A 16,848-nucleotide genomic window follows, 5' to 3' on the forward strand; every position below is an offset into this window, starting at 1 on the left:
TAGGTCGGGGCGCATGTCGCCCTAACCGCTAGCGCCGGAAAGGGTTCACCGGCTCAAATCGCTCCGACGAGGGGGAAAACCTCAGCGCTGATCCACCGGCACATAGTCCCGCTGCGTCGGGCCCGTGTAGAGCTGGCGGGGGCGGCCGATCTTCTGGTCGGGGTCCGAGATCATCTCGTTCCACTGCGCGACCCAGCCGACGGTGCGGGCGAGCGCGAACAAGGCGGTGAACATCGAGGTCGGGAAGCCGATCGCGGAGAGGATCACGCCCGAATAGAAGTCGACGTTCGGGTAGAGCTTCTTCTCGATGAAATAATCGTCGCTGAGCGCGATCTGCTCGAGCTCGCGGGCGACGTCGAAGATCGGATCGGTGATGCCGAGCTCGTTCAGCACCTCCTCGGCGGTCCGCTGCATCACCTTCGCACGCGGATCGAAGTTCTTGTAGACGCGGTGGCCGAAGCCCATCAGCCGGAACGGATCGTCCTTGTCCTTGGCGCGCGCGATATAGTGCGGAATGCGGTTGGGCGTCTTGATCTCGCGCAGCATGTTGAGCGCGGCTTCGTTGGCGCCGCCATGGGCCGGGCCCCACAGGCAGGCGATGCCGGCCGCGATGCAGGCGAACGGGTTGGCGCCCGAGGAGCCGGCCAGCCGCACCGTCGAGGTCGAGGCATTCTGCTCATGGTCGGCATGGAGGATGAAGATGCGCCGCATCGCCTGTTCGACGACCGGGTTGACCTCATAGGGCTCGGCGGGAACGCCGAAGGTCATGCGCAGGAAGTTGCCGGTGTAGGACAGGTTGTTCTGCGGATACATGAAAGGCTGGCCGACCGAATATTTGTAAGCCGCGGCGGCGATCGTCGGCATCTTGGCGATCAGTCTGTGACTGGCGATCATGCGCTGCTTGGGATCGGTGATGTCGGTCGAGTCATGATAGAAAGCGGAGAGCGCCCCGACCACGCCGCACATCACCGCCATCGGGTGCGCGTCACGCCGAAAGCCGCGGTAAAAGCCGAGCAGCTGCTCGTGCAGCATCGTATGCCGCGTGATCGTGTAGGTGAAGTTGTCCAGCTCCTGCTTGTCGGGCAATTCGCCGTTCAGCAGCAGGTAGGCGACTTCGGTGAAGGTCGAATGCTCGGCAAGCTGGTCAATCGGGTAGCCGCGGTGGAGCAGGATGCCCTCATCGCCATCGATATAGGTGATCGCGCTCTCGCAGCTTCCCGTCGAGGTATAGCCCGGATCGTAGGTGAACAGCCCCGTCTGTCCGTAGAGCTTGCGAACGTCGATCACGTCGGGCCCGACGGACCCTGACAGGAGCGGGAAGCTGTAGTCCTTTCCTCCGACCTTGAGGCTTGCGCTGTCCGCCATCCTATTGCTCCCCTTTGTTCATATGGTCCGCGATGCGGGCGAGGCTTTCCTCCCGCCCGAGCAGCACCAGCACATCGAAAATGCCCGGCGAGGTCGCTCGGCCGGTGAGCGCCGCGCGGAGCGGCTGCGCCACCTGGCCGAGCTTGACGCCGGCACCAACAGACACCCCACGCACGGCCTGCTCCGTCGCCTCCAGGCTCCATTCGGGCGCTTGGCCAAGCGCCGTATGAAGAAGGGCGAGCAGGTCCCTGGCTGGACCCTGTAGCAGGGCGGCGGCCTTCTCGTCCACGTCCAAGGGGCGTGGCTTGAACAGGAATGAAGCGGCCTCGGCGAGCTCGTTCAGGTCCTTCGCGCGCGGCTTCAGCTCCGGCATCGCCCGGGTGAGGAGCGCGAGGTCTCCGTTCGAGAGCTGTTGGCCCAGCGCGGCCTCGATCCGCGGCGCGACGAGGTCGGCCAGGCGGTCATCCGAAGCCTCGCGTATATAGTGGCCGTTGAGATTCTCGAGCTTCTTCTGGTCGAAGCGGGAAGGGGAGCGGCCCACGCCCGCCAGATCGAACCAGCGCACCGCGTCATCACGCGCGATGATTTCGTCGTCGCCATGCCCCCAGCCGAGCCGGAGCAGGTAGTTGGATAAAGCCTCGGGCAGGACGCCGAGCTCGTCATAGTCCATCACGCCGGTTGCGCCGTGGCGCTTGGACATCTTGGCGCCGTCCGCCCCGTGGATCAGCGGGACGTGCGCATAAGTGGGCTTTGGCCAGCCCATCGCATCGATGATGCCGAGCTGGCGGAAGGCGTTGTTGAGATGGTCGTCGCCGCGGATCACGTGGGTAACGCCCATGTCGTGATCGTCGACAACAACCGCCAGCATGTAGGTCGGGCTTCCATCGGATCGCAGCAGGATCATGTCGTCCAGCTCGCTATTCTGGACGACGACGCGGCCCTGCACGGCATCCTCGATCACCGTTTCGCCCTCACGCGGGGCTTTCAGCCGTACCGCGAACGGCAGCCCTTCCTGTTCCGGCCCGCATTCCCGCTCGCGCCAGCGGCCGTCATATCGCTGCGGCTGCTTGTTGGCGCGCTGTTCGGCCCGCATCGCCTGCAACTCTTCGGAGGTCGCATAGCAACGATAGCCGTTGCCGCTGGCGAGCAACTGGTGTGCGACCTCGGCGTGACGCGTGGCGCGAGTGGATTGGAAGACCGTGTCGCCGTCCCAATCCAGCTCCAGCCAGCGCATCCCTTCCAGGATCGCGTCAATCGCCGCCTGCGTGGAGCGCGCCTTGTCGGTGTCCTCGATCCGCAACAGGAACTTGCCGCCGTGGTGGCGCGCGAACAGCCAGTTGAAGAGCGCAGTCCGCGCGCCGCCGATATGAAGGAAGCCGGTCGGCGAGGGCGCGAAGCGGGTGACAACGGGGGGAATACTTGCGCTCAAGCGCGAACTCTCCAAGGATGGACAGGTGTCGGGTTGCAGCGCCCCTAGCACAGCGGTTCAAGCGGGCAACAGCCGCAGGCCGAGTCGCACCGGCCGGCCTTTCGGAAGGCAAACCGTCGAAGCGGTCTCGCGACGAGAGCCTCGCCGGCCTGACGCAAGAACAATGCGGTGATGGCCACGGCCGCGCAGCCCGGTCTGCCCGCATCCGGCGTAACGTCCGGTATCGTGCGGTGGTGGTCCGGGCTCGTGCCCCGTATCGAGACTCTTTTCGAGGCGGAGCGCGATCAGCTTCCATTGTGGCTTCCGGTCGGCCTCGGTACGGGCGTCGCCGCATGGTTCGCGCTCCCGGACCAGGCGGCCTGGATCGGTTTCCTGCTCACCTGCACAGCGCTGGCCGCCGTTGCCGTTGCGCTCGCCCCCGAAACGCGCTTCGCCCGAGCGTCGGCTGTCTTTTTCCTTGTCGCTTGCCTTGGCTGTGGCCTCGTCTGGTTCAAAGCCGAACGCGCGGACGCACCTCGGATCGAGCGCGCGCGCATGGCCGCGTTCGAGGCCCGGATCGAGACTGTCCAGAAACTGCCCTCGAGAAAGGCCGTGCGCCTGCTTCTCGCGCCCTCGGATTCGGAATTGCCGCCGCGGGTGCGCGTCAACGTCGACGAGAAGAACGCCAGTCCCGCTCTCCAGCCCGGCGCCAGGATACGCCTCCGCACCTGGCTGATGCCGCCCGCGCCGATGGCCGTGCCGGGCGCGTTCGACTTCGCCCAGCATGCCTGGTTCCAGCGGATCGGCGGCACCGGACGCGTTCTTGGCGGGGTCGAGATCGTCTCGCCCGCCGCCGAGCAGGGCTGGCGCGCGCGACTTGCCGCCACCCGCCAGCGCCTCGCCGATCATGTGCGCGAGCAGCTCGGCGGCGGTGAAGGAGCAATCGCCGCTGCCCTCGCCACGGGCGATCAGGGCGCGATCAGCGAGGCGGATGCGGAGGCGATGCGCGCGTCGGGACTCGCCCACTTGCTCTCGGTAAGTGGCCTTCACCTGACCGCCGTCGTCGGGGCGGTCATGCTGCTCGTGCTCAAGCTGCTGGCCCTCAGCCCCACTTTGGCGCTGCGCGCGCCCTTGGTGCTGATCGCAGCCGGTGCGGGGGCGCTTGCCGGGATCGCCTATACATTGCTCACCGGGGCGGAGGTGCCGACGGTGCGCGCCTGCATAGCGGCATTGCTCGTGCTTGCCGGTATCGCGCTCGGGCGGGAGGCGCTCACCTTGCGCCTGGTTGCGGTCGGCGCGCTCGTCGTGCTGCTCTTCTGGCCGGAGTCGCTGGCCGGCGCGGGCTTCCAGCTGAGCTTCGCCGCCATAACAGCGATCGTCGCTCTCCACGAACATCCACGCATCAAGATCCTGCTGTCCCGTCGGGAGGAGGGGCTGGCCCAGCGGCTTGGCCGAGTCCTCCTGGGCCTGGTGCTGACCGGGCTGGTCGTCGAGGCCGCGCTGATGCCGATCGCGCTGTTCCACTTCCACAAGGCCGGCTTCTATGGCGCGCTCGCAAACGTTGTCGCGATCCCGCTCACCACCTTCGTCATCATGCCGCTCGAAGCGCTGGCGCTGTTGCTCGACACCGCTGGCCTGGGGGCGCCGCTTTGGTGGCTCTCCGGGTTGGCGCTGAAGCTCCTGCTCAGCCTGGCTCACGCTGTGGCCGCCGCGCCGGGCGCCGTCGCCACCATGCCAACCATGCCACGCGCCGCCTTCGCCATGATCGTCGCCGGCGGGCTTTGGGTCGCGCTTTGGCGGACGCGGTGGCGCCGGTGGGGGCTGGTTCCGATCGTCGCCGGCACCGCCTGGGCCCTCGCCACACCGGCGCCCGATCTGCTGGTGACGGGGGACGGCCGGCACCTCGCACTGCGCTCGCCCGACGGGACAATGGCCATTTTGCGCGACCGGGCCGGCGATTATGTCCGCGACATGCTCGGCGAAACCGCCGGGGAACAGGCTGAGCTCGGGGCCTTGGAAAACCTGCCAAGCGCCGCGTGCAGCGACGATCTGTGCACCGCACTGGTACAGCGGGACGGCCGAAGCTGGCGCCTGCTTGCTACGCGCTCGCCGCGCCTGGTTCCCTGGCGCGACATGATCCGAGCCTGCGCCGAAGCGGACATCGTCGTCTCCGACCGGCGACTCCCTCCGGGCTGTCGTCCTCGTTGGCTCAAGGCCGATCGCGTCCTGCTCAGCCGGACCGGCGGCCTCGCGATGCGCTTTTCCGATCCGCCGCAGGTCGAAACGGTCGCGGGCCGGGTCGCGCAGCACCCCTGGTCCGCGCAGTCGCCCTGATCAGCCGCTCCGCTGCGCGACAAGCATGTCGATCTCGCGCTCCAGCATGGTGAGGGGACGCGAGCCGCCGCCTACGACGAGGTCGTTGAAGGCGCGCAGGTCGAAGCGATCGCCAAGCGCCTTCTTTGCGCGGTCTCGCTGCCGGTTGATCTCCGTATGACCGACCTTGTAGCCGCAGGCTTGACCGGGCCAGACGGCGTAGCGGTCGATCTCGCCCGCCACGCTCTCGATCGTGCCGCCGGTCGCCTCGGCGAACCAGCTCAGCGCCCGGTCGCGGGTCCAGCGCTTGGAATGAATGCCGGTGTCGACCACCAGCCGGGCGGCGCGGAAGGCCATCGATTGCAAGTAGCCGAGCTGGCCCTCCGGGTTGTCCGCGTAGACGCCCAGCTCGCCCGCCAGCTGTTCAGCATAGAGGCCCCAGCCCTCGCCAAAGGCGCTGAAGCCGCCCCGCGTCACGGTGCGGATCAGCGGCAGGCGCAGCACATATTCGCCCTGCCAGACATGGCCGGGCAGCGCCTCGTGGTAGGTGAGGCTGGGCAGATCGATGCGGCTGTGCATGTCCGGGCTGCGCAGGTTGATCCAGAAGCGGCCGGGGATGGTGCCGTCGATCGAGCCGGCGCCGCCATAAGCGCCTGGCGCGCCCAGTTCCTCGGCCGGCGGGATGCGCCGCACTTCGACATCGCCCTTGACCGGCGTCGCGAAGGCGCGCGGCAGCCGCGGCCGCAGCTCGGCGATCTGCGCCTCGATGAAGGCCATGATCTCGGCCCGTCCCTTGTCGCCCTCGGCAAAGGCGTAACGAGGGTCCTTGACCATCGCCCGGAAGCGCTCGCCGACGCTGCCGTTGGCAAAGCCGAGCTGCCGCATCACCCTGTCCATCTGGGCGGTGAAGCTTGCCAGTTCCTCCAGGCCTTGTTGATGGATTTCGTCCGGCGTCCGCCGGGTCGTCGTCGCGGCCCTCAACGCCCAAGCGTAATAAGCCTCTCCCTTCGGGAGCTTCCAAACGCCGAAATCGTCGCTCGCCCGCCGCCGGTGCAGGGCAAGTTCCGCGATCTGCCGGTCCAGCGCCGGCGCGACTTGCGCGGCGGCGATCCGTTCCGCCCGGGCCCCCCATTCGCCGGGAATGTCCTTGGCTCGCCGGGCAAGCGAGGTCACGATCAGCCATTCGCGCGGGCTGCCCTCGCGCGTCTTGCGCAGCGCGCTCAATGTCTTGTCCAGTACCACCGCCGGCGCGATCACACCGCGCGCACGGTCGGCGCGCAGGCGCGCGGTCTCCCCGTCGAGCTGCCGCGCATGCTCGGTCAGGCGCGAGAGATAGGCCTCCGCATCCGCCGCGCTCTCCACCTTGTGCTGCGAGTCGAGGAAGCGGGGCACGTCCAGATACGAGCCCATATTCTGGGCCACGACATAGGGGCCGTTGCGCCAGCCGGCCGTCGCGACATCGCCATAGCCGAAGGCGGAGCCGTCGAGCGCATTGCGATAGCTTGTCGCCACGATCTCGAGATTGGCTGCGTCCGCCCCGGCGGCGTTCGCCCGCTCGAGCCGGTTCACCGCCGAGCGCAGCCAGGCGATCTCCCTTTTCCGACCCGCCGGCGAGACGTTCGGCAGCCGCGCGCGAAGCGAGGCACGCGCGCCGGTGTCGATGCCGAGCGCGGTGGCGGTTGTAGGCGATTGCTGGAGATGCTCCTCGGCAATCTGGTCGAGCAACGCCGCGGCGGAGCTTGTCGCCCCGCCCTGCGGCGCGGCCGCCGTCCTTGCGGCACAGCTCGGCAGCAGTGCCATGGCCCCGGCGGCCCCAGCCGACTGGATGAGATTGCGACGGCTCAGTGTCATGCCATGCCCTTGTTCGTGAAGAGAACCCGCTCGTTCTGAGTCTGCAAAAGGACCTTCCTTGTTCTTCAGCGGTCCCGAGGAGAACAGGCTTTCGACAGGCTCGCGCCGAACGGGTTGAAGAAGAAGTCTAGTTCACATCCAATCGCGTGCTCGGGCGGTCAATCGGCACCGGCTCCACACGCAGGCAGGTACCGTCCGCGCCCACAACGCGCACCCGACTGCCAACTTCCGCGTCGCGCCCGCGCGCCGGCCAGACGCCGTCGCCAACCTTGACGCGTCCGCGACCGTCCTCGATCGCGCTCACCACCACTACGGTTTCGCCGATCAGCCTGGATGCTCGGTCGTTCAGCCGTGGATCGCCACCATTCTCCTGCGCCCCCGCATAAAGCCGCCGGCCTGCCAGGACGCTTCCGGCGGAGAAAAGCGCGAACAACACGAACTGGAATGCGAGCGGGACGTCCGTGATCAAGGTCGCAACCCCGGTCAGGGCCGCCGCCGCGGCGATCCATATGAGAAAGGAGCCGGGGACGAGCAGTTCGGCCCCGGCGAGCAGGATGGCGGCGAGCAACCACCATAGGTGCGGCTCCAGCTCCACCGTCATTCGGCGGCATTCTCGAACGGTCCTCGCGGCAGGACGGGCTGGGCCGGCGGTGCGGGCATCTGTGCCGCTCCGGCTTTGCCAAGGGCATCGCGGGCAAGCTCCCCAATGCCGCCGAGCGTGCCGATCAGCTGCGTCGCCTCGACCGGGAACAGGATCGTCTTTGCGTTGGGTGAGGAGGCGAACTGGCCGATGGCGTCGACATATCTCTGCGCGATGAAATAGTTAATCGCCTGGGTGTTGCCCCCTGCAATAGCGTCGGAAACGACTTGGGTCGCCTTTGCTTCCGCTTCGGCTGCGCGCTCGCGAGCCTCCGCGTCCCGGAACGCGGCCTCGCGACGGCCTTCCGCCTCCAGTATCTGGCCCTGCTTCTCGCCTTCGGCCCGCAGGATTGCGGAGGCGCGGCTGCCTTCGGCTTCGAGGATCACCGCGCGCTTCTCGCGCTCCGCCTTCATCTGCCGGCCCATCGCGTTGACGATGTCCGCGGGCGGCCGGATGTCCTTGATCTCGACGCGGGTAATCTTGACGCCCCACGATTCCGTGGCCTGGTCGACCACCGAAAGCAGACGCGCGTTGATCTCGTCGCGCTTGGACAGCGTCTCGTCGAGGTCCATCGAGCCCATCACGGTGCGAAGGTTGGTCGTCGTCAGCTGCATGATCGCAAGGTAAAGGTCTGACACCTCATAGGCCGCCTTGGCCGCGTCCAGCACCTGGAAGAACACCACGCCATCGGTCGAGACCATGGCGTTGTCCTTGGTGATGATCTCCTGGCCGGGAATGTCGAGCACCTGCTCCATCATGTTGATCTTGCGCCCGACCCGATAAAGGAATGCCGGGTAGAAGTTGAATCCGGGCCGCGCGATCGTGGTGAAGCGTCCGAAATATTCGATCGTGTAATGATAGCCTTGGCTCACGATCTTCACACTGCTGAACAGGAACAGCAGCACCAGCAGAGCGAAAAAACCGAATACCGCTTCGACCATTGCAACCTCCCCCGATCCGTGAACGCAGCCTATCATGTGGACAAGCGGTTCGGCTTCAACAAAAATCGAGAGATGCTGAACGTGTCCGACCTGCGCCTCTGCCGCACGCTCCTGTTCCTGCCCGCGTCTAACCCCCGCGCGATCGAGAAAGCGCGAGGGCTGGACGCGGACCTGATCGTCCTCGACCTGGAGGATGCGGTGAAGGCGGAGAGCAAGCAATCGGCACGCGAAGCGGCGGTGGCGGCGGTCCGCGAGGGCATGGGCGGGCGACCCGTCGCGGTTCGCGTCAACGTGCCCGGTAGCTCCTGGTATGAAGCGGATGCGGCGGCGCTGCGCGGGATCGGGTTGTCTTTCGCGATCCTCCCCAAGGCTGAAAGCGAGCAGCAGATCCGGGACTTGGGCGAGCGCGTGGACGCTCCCGTGCTCGCTATGATCGAAACCGCGCGCGGCGTGCAGGTCGCAGCGCAGGTCGCGCGCGCGGCGGCAGGGCTGGTCGCGGGCACCAACGATCTTTCCGCCGATCTCGCCATTCCCGCCGGAAGCGGCCGGGCCGGGCTCGCCCTTGGCCTGCAGAGCGTCGTGCTCGCCGCGCGAGCGGCCGGCATCGCGGCTTTTGACGGTGTCTGCAACCGGCTTGAGGATGATGAAGGGCTTGCGGCGGAGTGCCGGGAGGGAAGGGCGTTCGGCTTCGACGGCAAGTCGCTGATCCATCCAAGCCAGATTGCGACCGCCAATCGCATCTTCGGCCCAAATGACAATGAAATCGATGCGGCGCAGCGATTGATCGCCGCCGCGACCGGCGGAGCCGAGCGGTTCGAGGGCCGGATGATCGAAAGCCTGCACGTTGAACAAGCCCGTGCGCTGCTCGCGAGAAGTCGGCAGCAACCCTGATCGTCCGTGCGATACGTAGGCACGACCCGGCGGCGGGTCCCAGCCCGTTGCTTCGCTCTATTACCCGACGACGCACGACGGCTTGCAGCGGACACGTCACCGCCTTAAGCGGCTCCATGCGTAAGAGATTGTTGCTCGGAGCCGCGCCGCTCCTCGCTTCCGCCATCCTGTCCGCCCAACCTGCGCCCGCTCAAGGCGTTCGCCCCGAGGCTTTGCGACGCCATGTCGAGGTCCTCGCCAGCGACGCGTATGAGGGCCGCAAGCCCGGCACACCGGGCGAAGCCAAGGCCATCCAGTACATCGCATCGCAATTCGCCGCGCTTGGGCTCGAGCCTGGCGCGGGGAACAGAAGCTGGTATCAGCCCGTCCCGCTGGTCGACCGCCGCGCCGTCTCCCATCGCGCAAATTTCATCGCCAATGGCCGTCCGATCACGTTCGATCAGAACGATCTGGTGCTGCTCGGCGGACGCAGCTCTGAGCGGGTGACGGACGCCCCGGTCTGGTTCGTGGGGCGCGGCGGCGCGGAGCAACTGGCCGGCGCTGACCTTCGCGGCGCTGTTGTCCTGATGCTGCTCGACCCGGCATCGACCGAAACCGAGCAACGCATGGCGGCCGTACGGAAAGCCGGCGCGGCGGCGATAATCCAGATCCTCGGCAGCGATCTTCCCTGGGGTGCGATCAGCAGCGCCGCGCGGCGCGGCGGCCGCGATCAACTGCAGCGGGAGGGCGGTCCCGAGGGCTTCATGCCGGAGGCAGCGGCCTTGCGTCTGCTAAGCCGCGCTGAGCTCGATGCCGCCTCACAGCCCGGGTCGCGTGCCGCCCGCCTGCCGGTCCGCGCCACTCTGGACGTTTCGACACAGGTCAACGCCTATACGTCCTATAACGTCATCGGGCGTCTGCGCGGGCGCGGCTCGACCGGCGAGAGCGTCCTCTACCTCGGCCATTGGGATCATCTCGGCATCTGCCGGCCGCAGGGCGCGGCTGACCGGATCTGTAACGGCGCCGTCGACAATGCGAGCGGCATCGCCATGCTCATCGAGGCCGCTCGAGGCCTTGCCCGCGGGCAAAGGCCCGAGCGCGACATCCTGTTCATGGCGACAACGGCCGAGGAAAGCGGGCTGCTCGGCGCCGAGCATTTCGTGGCCAACCCGACTGTCCCGCTCCGCTCGATCGTCGCCGCGATCAATGTCGACACGGTGGCGATCGCCCCACGCGGCGAGCCGGTCGCGATCGTTGGGCGCGGCACGACACCGCTCGATCCGATCATCGACGGAACGGCGCGCGAACTCGGGCGCAAGGTCGACCCTGATATCGAGGGCAACGGCTTCATCCAGCGCCAGGACGGTTGGGCGCTGACCCGCGCGGGCGTGCCTGCAGTGATGGTCGGCGGCTCCTTCTCAAGCCTGGCGAAGCTGAACACCTTCCTGTCCGGCGCCTACCACAAGCCGGAGGACGATCTGAAGCGGCCGATCGAGCTGGGCGGGGCCGCCGAGGATACCGATCTCCTGATCGCGCTCGGCCGCAAGCTGGCCAACCCCAAGCGCTTTGGCCCCGCCGCAGCCGCCAAACGCCAGTGACGAGAGACCATATGGACATCCCGCTCGGCCTCACCTTCGACGACGTGCTGCTGCGCCCCGCCGAGTCGAACGTGCTGCCGAGTCAGGCGGATACCCGCACGCGGGTGACGAACGAGATATCGCTCAACATCCCGATCCTGTCCTCCGCGATGGACACCGTCACCGAAGCCGACATGGCGATCGTGATGGCTCAGCTCGGCGGCCTCGGCGTCCTCCACCGCAACCTTTCCGTCGAGGAGCAGGCGGCGGCGGTTCGAGCGGTGAAACGCTTCGAAAGCGGGATGGTGGTAAATCCGATCACCATGACAGCGGATCAGACGCTGGCGGACGCGCTCGAACTGATGGCGCGCCACCGTATCTCCGGCATTCCGGTGACGGACGATGAGGGCCGTCTGCTCGGCATTCTCACCAATCGCGACGTCCGCTTCGCGGAGAATCCTCGCCAGCCCGTTTCCGAGCTGATGACTCGCGACAACCTGGTGACGGTTGGGCCTGGCGTCACGCAGGACGAGGCTAAGCGACAGCTCCACCAGCGGCGGATCGAGAAGCTGCTGGTGGTCGATGACGATCGCCGATGCATCGGCCTGATCACGGTCAAGGACATCGAGAAGGCGGTGACCTATCCCGAGGCAACGAAGGACGGGTCCGGCCGCCTGCGCGTCGCGGCGGCGACCACGGTCGGCGACAAGGGGTTCGAGCGTTCCCAGGCGCTGATCGATGCCGAATGCGATCTCATCGTCATCGACACCGCGCACGGCCACAACAAGGACGTCGCCGCCGCGGTGGAGCGCATCAAGCGCGCATCCAACCGGGTCCAGATCGTGGCCGGCAACGTCGCGACCGCGGAGGCCACCAAGGCGCTGATTGGCGCCGGGGCCGACGCGGTCAAGGTCGGGATCGGCCCGGGCTCGATCTGCACGACGCGCGTCGTTGCCGGCGTCGGCGTGCCCCAGCTTACCGCGATCCTGGACAGCGCAAGCGAAGCGGCGAAGAATGGGACCCCGGTGATCGCCGATGGCGGGCTTCGCACCAGTGGCGATGTCGCAAAGGCGCTGGCCGCGGGCGCCGGATGCGTGATGATCGGATCGCTGCTCGCCGGCACCGAGGAAGCGCCGGGCGAGATCTTCCTGTATCAGGGCCGCAGCTACAAAAGCTATCGCGGCATGGGGTCGGTCGGAGCCATGGCCCGCGGCTCGGCCGACCGCTACTTCCAGCAGGACATCAAGGACCAGCTCAAGCTCGTGCCCGAAGGCATCGAGGGGCAGGTGCCCTACAAGGGTCACGCCAAGGACGTCGTCCACCAGCTCGTCGGCGGCGTTAAAGCCGCTATGGGCTATACCGGTTCGGCCACCATCGCCGATCTACAGGAGCGCGCCGAGTTCGTTCGGATCACCGGCGCGGGCCTGCGCGAAAGCCATGTCCACGACGTCGCGATCACGCGGGAAGCCCCGAACTACCCGACCCGCTAGCGCCTCGCCCGCGCGCTTGCTTCGCGCAGCTTCCCGTACTCGCTCCCCACATTCCATCCCGGCCAACGCCCGCTATTCGCGATCTCGCGGCCAAGATCGTAGGCTACGGTGCCTTCCTGCGCCGCGCCGGCCAGGTCCCAGCGCGCGTCGAACTCGTCGCAGGTCTGGTGGTAGCAGCGTTCGTTGTAAGCCTCCACGATCGCCTCGCCCGACGGGAGCCCGCCTTTCATCAGGTCCTTGCCTGCCCGGAAATAGACGGTCGGGACGCCTTTCTGCGCAAAGGCGAAATGGTCGGACCGATAGTACCAGCCCGCTTCGCTGTTGACCTCCGGGTCGAGCCGAAGCCCGCGCGCCGCCGCGACCCGGGCGAGGTCGCGCTCGAGCGGCGTGCGGCCTGGCCCGATCAGGTCGAGATTGCGCGCAGCGCCCAGCGCCAGATGCGGATCAAGGTTCAGCACCGCCGCCGTGGTCTCCAGTGGACGAAGCGGATGCGCCGCGTACCAGGAGGCGCCGAGCAGGCCTTTCTCCTCCGCAGTCCAGCCCGCGAACAGGATTGTTCGCTGCGGCCGCGACCCGACTGCGAACGCCCGCGCCACTTCGAGCAGGGTAGCAGTGCCGACACCGTTGTCGACCGCGCCGTTGCGTATCCGATCGCGCGGCGGATCGAACCCGTTCTCACCATTGGCGTCCCAGTGGGCGCCGTACAGCACCGTTTCGTCCGCTCGCGAGGTGCCCGGCACCATCGCCACCACATTGCGGCTGGTCACTCGCGAAGCCGAGGTGGTGAAATCGGCTGACAGCGTTGCGCCCGTGACCGGCACCGCGCGGAAGGCTGGCGATTGCGCACGCCGCTTGAGCTCCCGGTAGTCAAGCCCGGCCCAGCGCAGCAACTCGGCGGCGGGCTCACGCCGTATCCAGCCGCGCAGCCCGAAGCCGCTCCTGAGCGGGCCACCCTCATCCAGGCCGAAGGCGGGTAGCGGATCTCCGTTCTGGATCTGGCTCCACGGATAGCTCGCCGCCGCCGTCTCATGGATTGTGATGACCGCCGCGGCCCCGCGCGCCTGCGCGGCCGCGATCTTCTCGCCGGTCCGGCCGGCAAAGGTGAGCGCGCGCCCACCGAAGCCGAGATCGCGGCCCGCCTCGAAGTCGGGATCGCCGGCCAGGACGAGAACCACCTTGCCGCGAAGATCCACGCCGTCATAGCCATTGAAGCCGAGTTCGGGCGCGACCACGCCATAACCGCCGAATACGATAGGCGCGTCGGCAAGCTGCGTGCGGCCCAAGATTCGCGAGGATACGGTGACATCCCGGCCCAGCAGGAGCTCAAGCGGCCGACCGCGCACCGCTGCGCCAATTCGAACCGGTCCGCGATCATAGCGGATCAGCGGCACCTTCTGGAACCAGGAACCGTTCGGGCCGGCCGGCTTCAGCCCGGCCGTCGCGAACTGGCGCGCCAGATAGTCGATGGTCTTGGCCTCGCCCGCCTGGGTGGGTCCACGCCCGCGAAAAGCGTCGGACGACAATATGCGCACATGCTCCTTGATCCGCGCAGCAGAGATCGGGCTGGGCGGCGGCGCTGCGGCGGCGCCCAGGCTCAACAATAACAATGCTGGGATCAGGGCGCGGGTGGGCATAAGGTAGCTCGCAGCTAGGGTGAGTGGCGTCGAGGTGGCAGAAGATGCTCGTTGAAACAACAGCTTGGGCGCGCCACCGGTGACACCGGCCGCACGGGCGCAGGCCGCCATCGAGCTTCTTGATCAGGTGATCGAAGCTGCGCGAAGCGGCGGTGCCGCCGCTGACACCCTGATTGCGCGCTACTTCAAGGATCGCCGTTATGCCGGTTCCAAGGACCGGCGTGCGGTGCGCGAACTCGTCTATGCGGCGATCCGCCGCTCGGGTGAGCGCCCTGCCAGCGGGCGCGCCGCCCTGCTCGGGCTTGCGGACGAGCTGCCGGACCTGCTCGATTGCTTCGACGGATCGCCTCATGCGCCGAGCCCGCGTGTGCCGGGCGAGAATGGGACAGCCCGGACTGCGGTGCCTGCCTGGCTCGCGGCGCGATTCGACCCGGTGATCGACGAGGCTGAATGGCCGGCGCTGCTGGAGCGCGCGCCCCTGGACCTTCGTTGCAATCGCCTGAAGGGTGACCGCGAGGCCGCCATGACGGCTTTACCGGATGCAGTCGCGACGCGACTTTCGCCGATCGGATTGCGCGTGCCCGAAGGCGTGCGGGTCGAGGACTCGGACGCTTGGCGAAGCGGTCTCGTCGAGGTCCAGGATGAGGGGAGCCAATTGCTTGCCCTTGCTTGTGAAGCACGGGCCGGCATGACCGTCGTCGATCTTTGCGCCGGGGCGGGCGGCAAGACACTCGCGCTCGCGGCCGAAATGGCAAATCAGGGCAGCATCGTGGCCGCCGATACGGATCGGGGCCGGCTGTCGCGAATGATGCCGCGACTGGAGCGGGCGGGGGTAAGCATCGTCGGGACTCGCCTGCTCAATCCCGGCGCCGAAAGGGAGGCGCTGGCCGACCTGCGGGGCGCCGTCGATCTGGTGCTGGTGGATGCGCCCTGCTCCGGCAGCGGCACCTGGCGTCGCAATCCCGAGACGCGGTGGCGACTGACCCCGGATCGGCTCGGCCGACTTGTCGCGCTTCAGGCCGCTCTGCTCGACATTGCGGCGGAACTCGTCCGTCCAGGAGGGCTGCTCGTCTATGCGGTGTGCTCCCTGCTGGCGGAAGAAGGACGTAATCAGGCGGCTCGTTTTCGTGAGCATCGTTCAGCCTGGGTATCGGACCCGGCGGCTATGGGGGCGGGACGGACCGCCGGGACTGGGCAGATTCTCACGCCGGCTCAGGACGGAACCGATGGCTTTTTCGTCGCGCGGTGGCGGGCGCCATGCTAAGCCATTCACCTGACGATAGGATGGAGACATTGATGCGCTTGACCCCGATTGCTTTGTCCGTGGCGCTTGCGGCTGCGACTATGGCGAGCGCAGGCCATGGACAGCGCCCTGACGATCAGATCGATCCCAAATCGCAGTCGCTGCTCCAGCAAGGGCAGGCGCAGACCGCGTCAGGTCAGTACAGTCAGGCGATCGACACGCTCGAAACGGCCTTGGTGGTCGATCCGCGCAACCGTGCCGCTTATGTGGCTCTGGCGCGGGTCGCCCAGGCCCAGAAGCTCCCTGGCAAGGCGACTCGGCTCTATGGTGAGGCGCTGAAGCTTGAGCCCAACGACGTCGGCGCCCTGGCCGGGCAGGGTGAAGCGCTCGTGCAGCGCGGCGCTGTCGAGCGCGCCAAGCGCAACCTCGAGCGGATCAAGACGCTGTGCAAGGATCCTTGCCCACAGGCGACGACGCTTGCCGGAGTGATCGCCAAGGGTCCGCCTCCCGAAGTTCTCACCGCCCGAGCTCCGACGGTTGCACCGGGCCCGGACAATGTGAGGGACGCTCTCGAACGTAACGAGCGTGCTCCGGCGACGCCCAAAGACGAGAAGTAGAGGCGCCTACCCAAGTTCTGCATCGGCTGCGGGAGAATGGCGCGCGTCCATCTCCCGCGCAATCGCGACGAACTCGTGGACGCTGAGGGTCTCCGCTCGCCGTTCTCCCTCGATCCCGAGCCGGTCTAGGGCCGCCGGGGCCCCGCCAAGCGCCTGCAGGCTTCGCCGCAGCATCTTGCGGCGCTGTCCGAAAGCCGCTGCGGTCAGCCGCTCTAGCGTCCGAGGCGACACCCCCGCCGGCGCGCTTGTCGGGACGATGTGAACAACGGCCGACATCACCTTGGGCGGTGGCACAAAGGCCGATCGATGGACTTTCATCGCGAGCCTGGGCTCGCTCCGCCACTGCGCGAGCACCGCCAGGCGCCCGTAAGCCGAGGTGTCCGGTCGAGCCACGATCCGCTCGGCCACCTCCTGCTGAAACATCAGGGTCAGCGAAGCCCACCAGGGCGGCCATGCCTCTCCGCTCAGCCAGCGGACCAGCAGCGCCGTCCCGACATTGTACGGCAGGTTGGAGACGATATGCGCCCCTGTTCCAGCTTCGGCGGCGTCATCGATGTCCAGCGCATCGCCCTGGATGACGCGCAGGCGACCCGCCGAAGCGGAAGCGACTTCCGCCAAGGCGGGCAGGCAGCGCCGATCGCGCTCGACCGCTATCACCTCGGCCCCGCGTCCGATCAGGGCGCGCGTCAGGCCTCCTGGCCCCGGACCCACCTCATAGACGCGCTGGCCGGCAAGGTCGCCCGGCACCCGCGCGATCCGGTCAAGCAGCTGGCCGTCGAGCAGGAAGTTCTGCCCCAGCGCCTTGGATGCGCTCAGGCCGTGACGCGCGATCACCTCTCGCAGCGGCGGAAGTTGTTCGAAGATCGCAGTCGAGGATGTCACCGCCCGACCATTGCGAG

Annotated in this window: 13 protein-coding genes; 6 read left to right on the top strand and 7 right to left on the bottom strand. The window is 67.5% G+C overall.

Annotation, left to right across the window (positions count from 1 at the left end; translation table 11 throughout):
- Positions 1-81: 81 nt before the first annotated feature.
- Both VF631_RS08735 and gltX read right to left on the bottom strand, forming a co-directional pair.
- A complete protein-coding gene (locus VF631_RS08735; RefSeq protein ID WP_431849902.1) occupies positions 82-1,365 on the bottom strand; it encodes a citrate synthase in 1,284 nt (427 codons plus the stop codon).
- A gap of 1 nt (position 1,366) precedes the next feature.
- Positions 1,367-2,794, bottom strand: coding sequence for a glutamate--tRNA ligase (gene gltX / locus VF631_RS08740; RefSeq protein ID WP_431849903.1), 1,428 nt, complete (start codon positions 2,792-2,794; stop codon positions 1,367-1,369).
- A 171-nt stretch (positions 2,795-2,965) separates the two neighbouring features.
- Between gltX and VF631_RS08745 the strand changes: the two genes are divergently transcribed.
- Entirely contained in the window at positions 2,966-5,107 is a 2,142-nt protein-coding gene (locus VF631_RS08745; RefSeq protein ID WP_431849904.1) for a ComEC/Rec2 family competence protein, read from the top strand.
- Here the strand turns inward: VF631_RS08745 and VF631_RS08750 are convergent, their stop codons facing one another.
- The 3 genes from VF631_RS08750 to VF631_RS08760 form a co-directional block, all read right to left on the bottom strand.
- Entirely contained in the window at positions 5,108-6,937 is a 1,830-nt protein-coding gene (locus VF631_RS08750; RefSeq protein ID WP_431849905.1) for a DUF885 domain-containing protein, read from the bottom strand. It lies immediately after the preceding gene.
- 127 nt (positions 6,938-7,064) lie between these two features.
- A complete protein-coding gene (locus VF631_RS08755) occupies positions 7,065-7,538 on the bottom strand; it encodes an NfeD family protein (RefSeq protein WP_431849906.1) in 474 nt (157 codons plus the stop codon).
- Positions 7,535-8,518 (bottom strand): SPFH domain-containing protein, encoded by a 984-nt coding sequence (locus VF631_RS08760; RefSeq protein WP_431849907.1) that lies wholly within the window; start codon positions 8,516-8,518, stop codon positions 7,535-7,537. The genes VF631_RS08755 and VF631_RS08760 overlap by 4 nt, the downstream gene beginning before the upstream one ends.
- Positions 8,519-8,590: 72 nt before the next feature.
- On the opposite strand from VF631_RS08760, the gene VF631_RS08765 reads away from it, so the two are divergent.
- The 3 genes from VF631_RS08765 to guaB all read left to right on the top strand — a co-directional run bounded on the left by VF631_RS08765 (position 8,591) and on the right by guaB (position 12,455).
- A complete protein-coding gene (locus VF631_RS08765) occupies positions 8,591-9,409 on the top strand; it encodes an HpcH/HpaI aldolase/citrate lyase family protein (RefSeq protein WP_431850043.1) in 819 nt (272 codons plus the stop codon).
- 116 nt (positions 9,410-9,525) lie between these two features.
- Positions 9,526-10,986, top strand: a complete 1,461-nt coding sequence (locus VF631_RS08770) for a M20/M25/M40 family metallo-hydrolase (RefSeq protein ID WP_431849908.1) — start codon at positions 9,526-9,528, stop codon at positions 10,984-10,986.
- 11 nt (positions 10,987-10,997) lie between these two features.
- The gene (gene guaB / locus VF631_RS08775; RefSeq protein ID WP_431850044.1) at positions 10,998-12,455 is read left to right on the top strand and encodes an IMP dehydrogenase; all 1,458 of its coding nucleotides are present in this window, start codon (positions 10,998-11,000) and stop codon (positions 12,453-12,455) included.
- Here guaB and VF631_RS08780 read toward each other — a convergent pair.
- Positions 12,452-14,089, bottom strand: coding sequence for a M28 family peptidase (locus VF631_RS08780; protein WP_431849909.1), 1,638 nt, complete (start codon positions 14,087-14,089; stop codon positions 12,452-12,454). The two genes, guaB and VF631_RS08780, sit on opposite strands and share 4 nt — an antisense overlap.
- A 79-nt stretch (positions 14,090-14,168) precedes the next feature.
- Between VF631_RS08780 and VF631_RS08785 the strand changes: the two genes are divergently transcribed.
- On the top strand, positions 14,169-15,353 hold the full coding sequence (locus VF631_RS08785; RefSeq protein WP_431849910.1) for an RsmB/NOP family class I SAM-dependent RNA methyltransferase: 1,185 nt from the start codon (positions 14,169-14,171) through the stop codon (positions 15,351-15,353).
- A gap of 32 nt (positions 15,354-15,385) precedes the next feature.
- Positions 15,386-15,949, top strand: a complete 564-nt coding sequence (locus VF631_RS08790) for a hypothetical protein (protein WP_431849911.1) — start codon at positions 15,386-15,388, stop codon at positions 15,947-15,949.
- A gap of 6 nt (positions 15,950-15,955) precedes the next feature.
- Here VF631_RS08790 and rsmA read toward each other — a convergent pair whose 3' ends face one another.
- A complete protein-coding gene (rsmA, locus tag VF631_RS08795) occupies positions 15,956-16,831 on the bottom strand; it encodes a 16S rRNA (adenine(1518)-N(6)/adenine(1519)-N(6))-dimethyltransferase RsmA (protein ID WP_431849912.1) in 876 nt (291 codons plus the stop codon).
- Between the last annotated feature and the right edge of the window lie 17 nt (positions 16,832-16,848).

The sequence above is a fragment of the Allosphingosinicella sp. genome (genome assembly GCF_036387615.1).
Lineage (GTDB): Bacteria > Pseudomonadota > Alphaproteobacteria > Sphingomonadales > Sphingomonadaceae > Allosphingosinicella.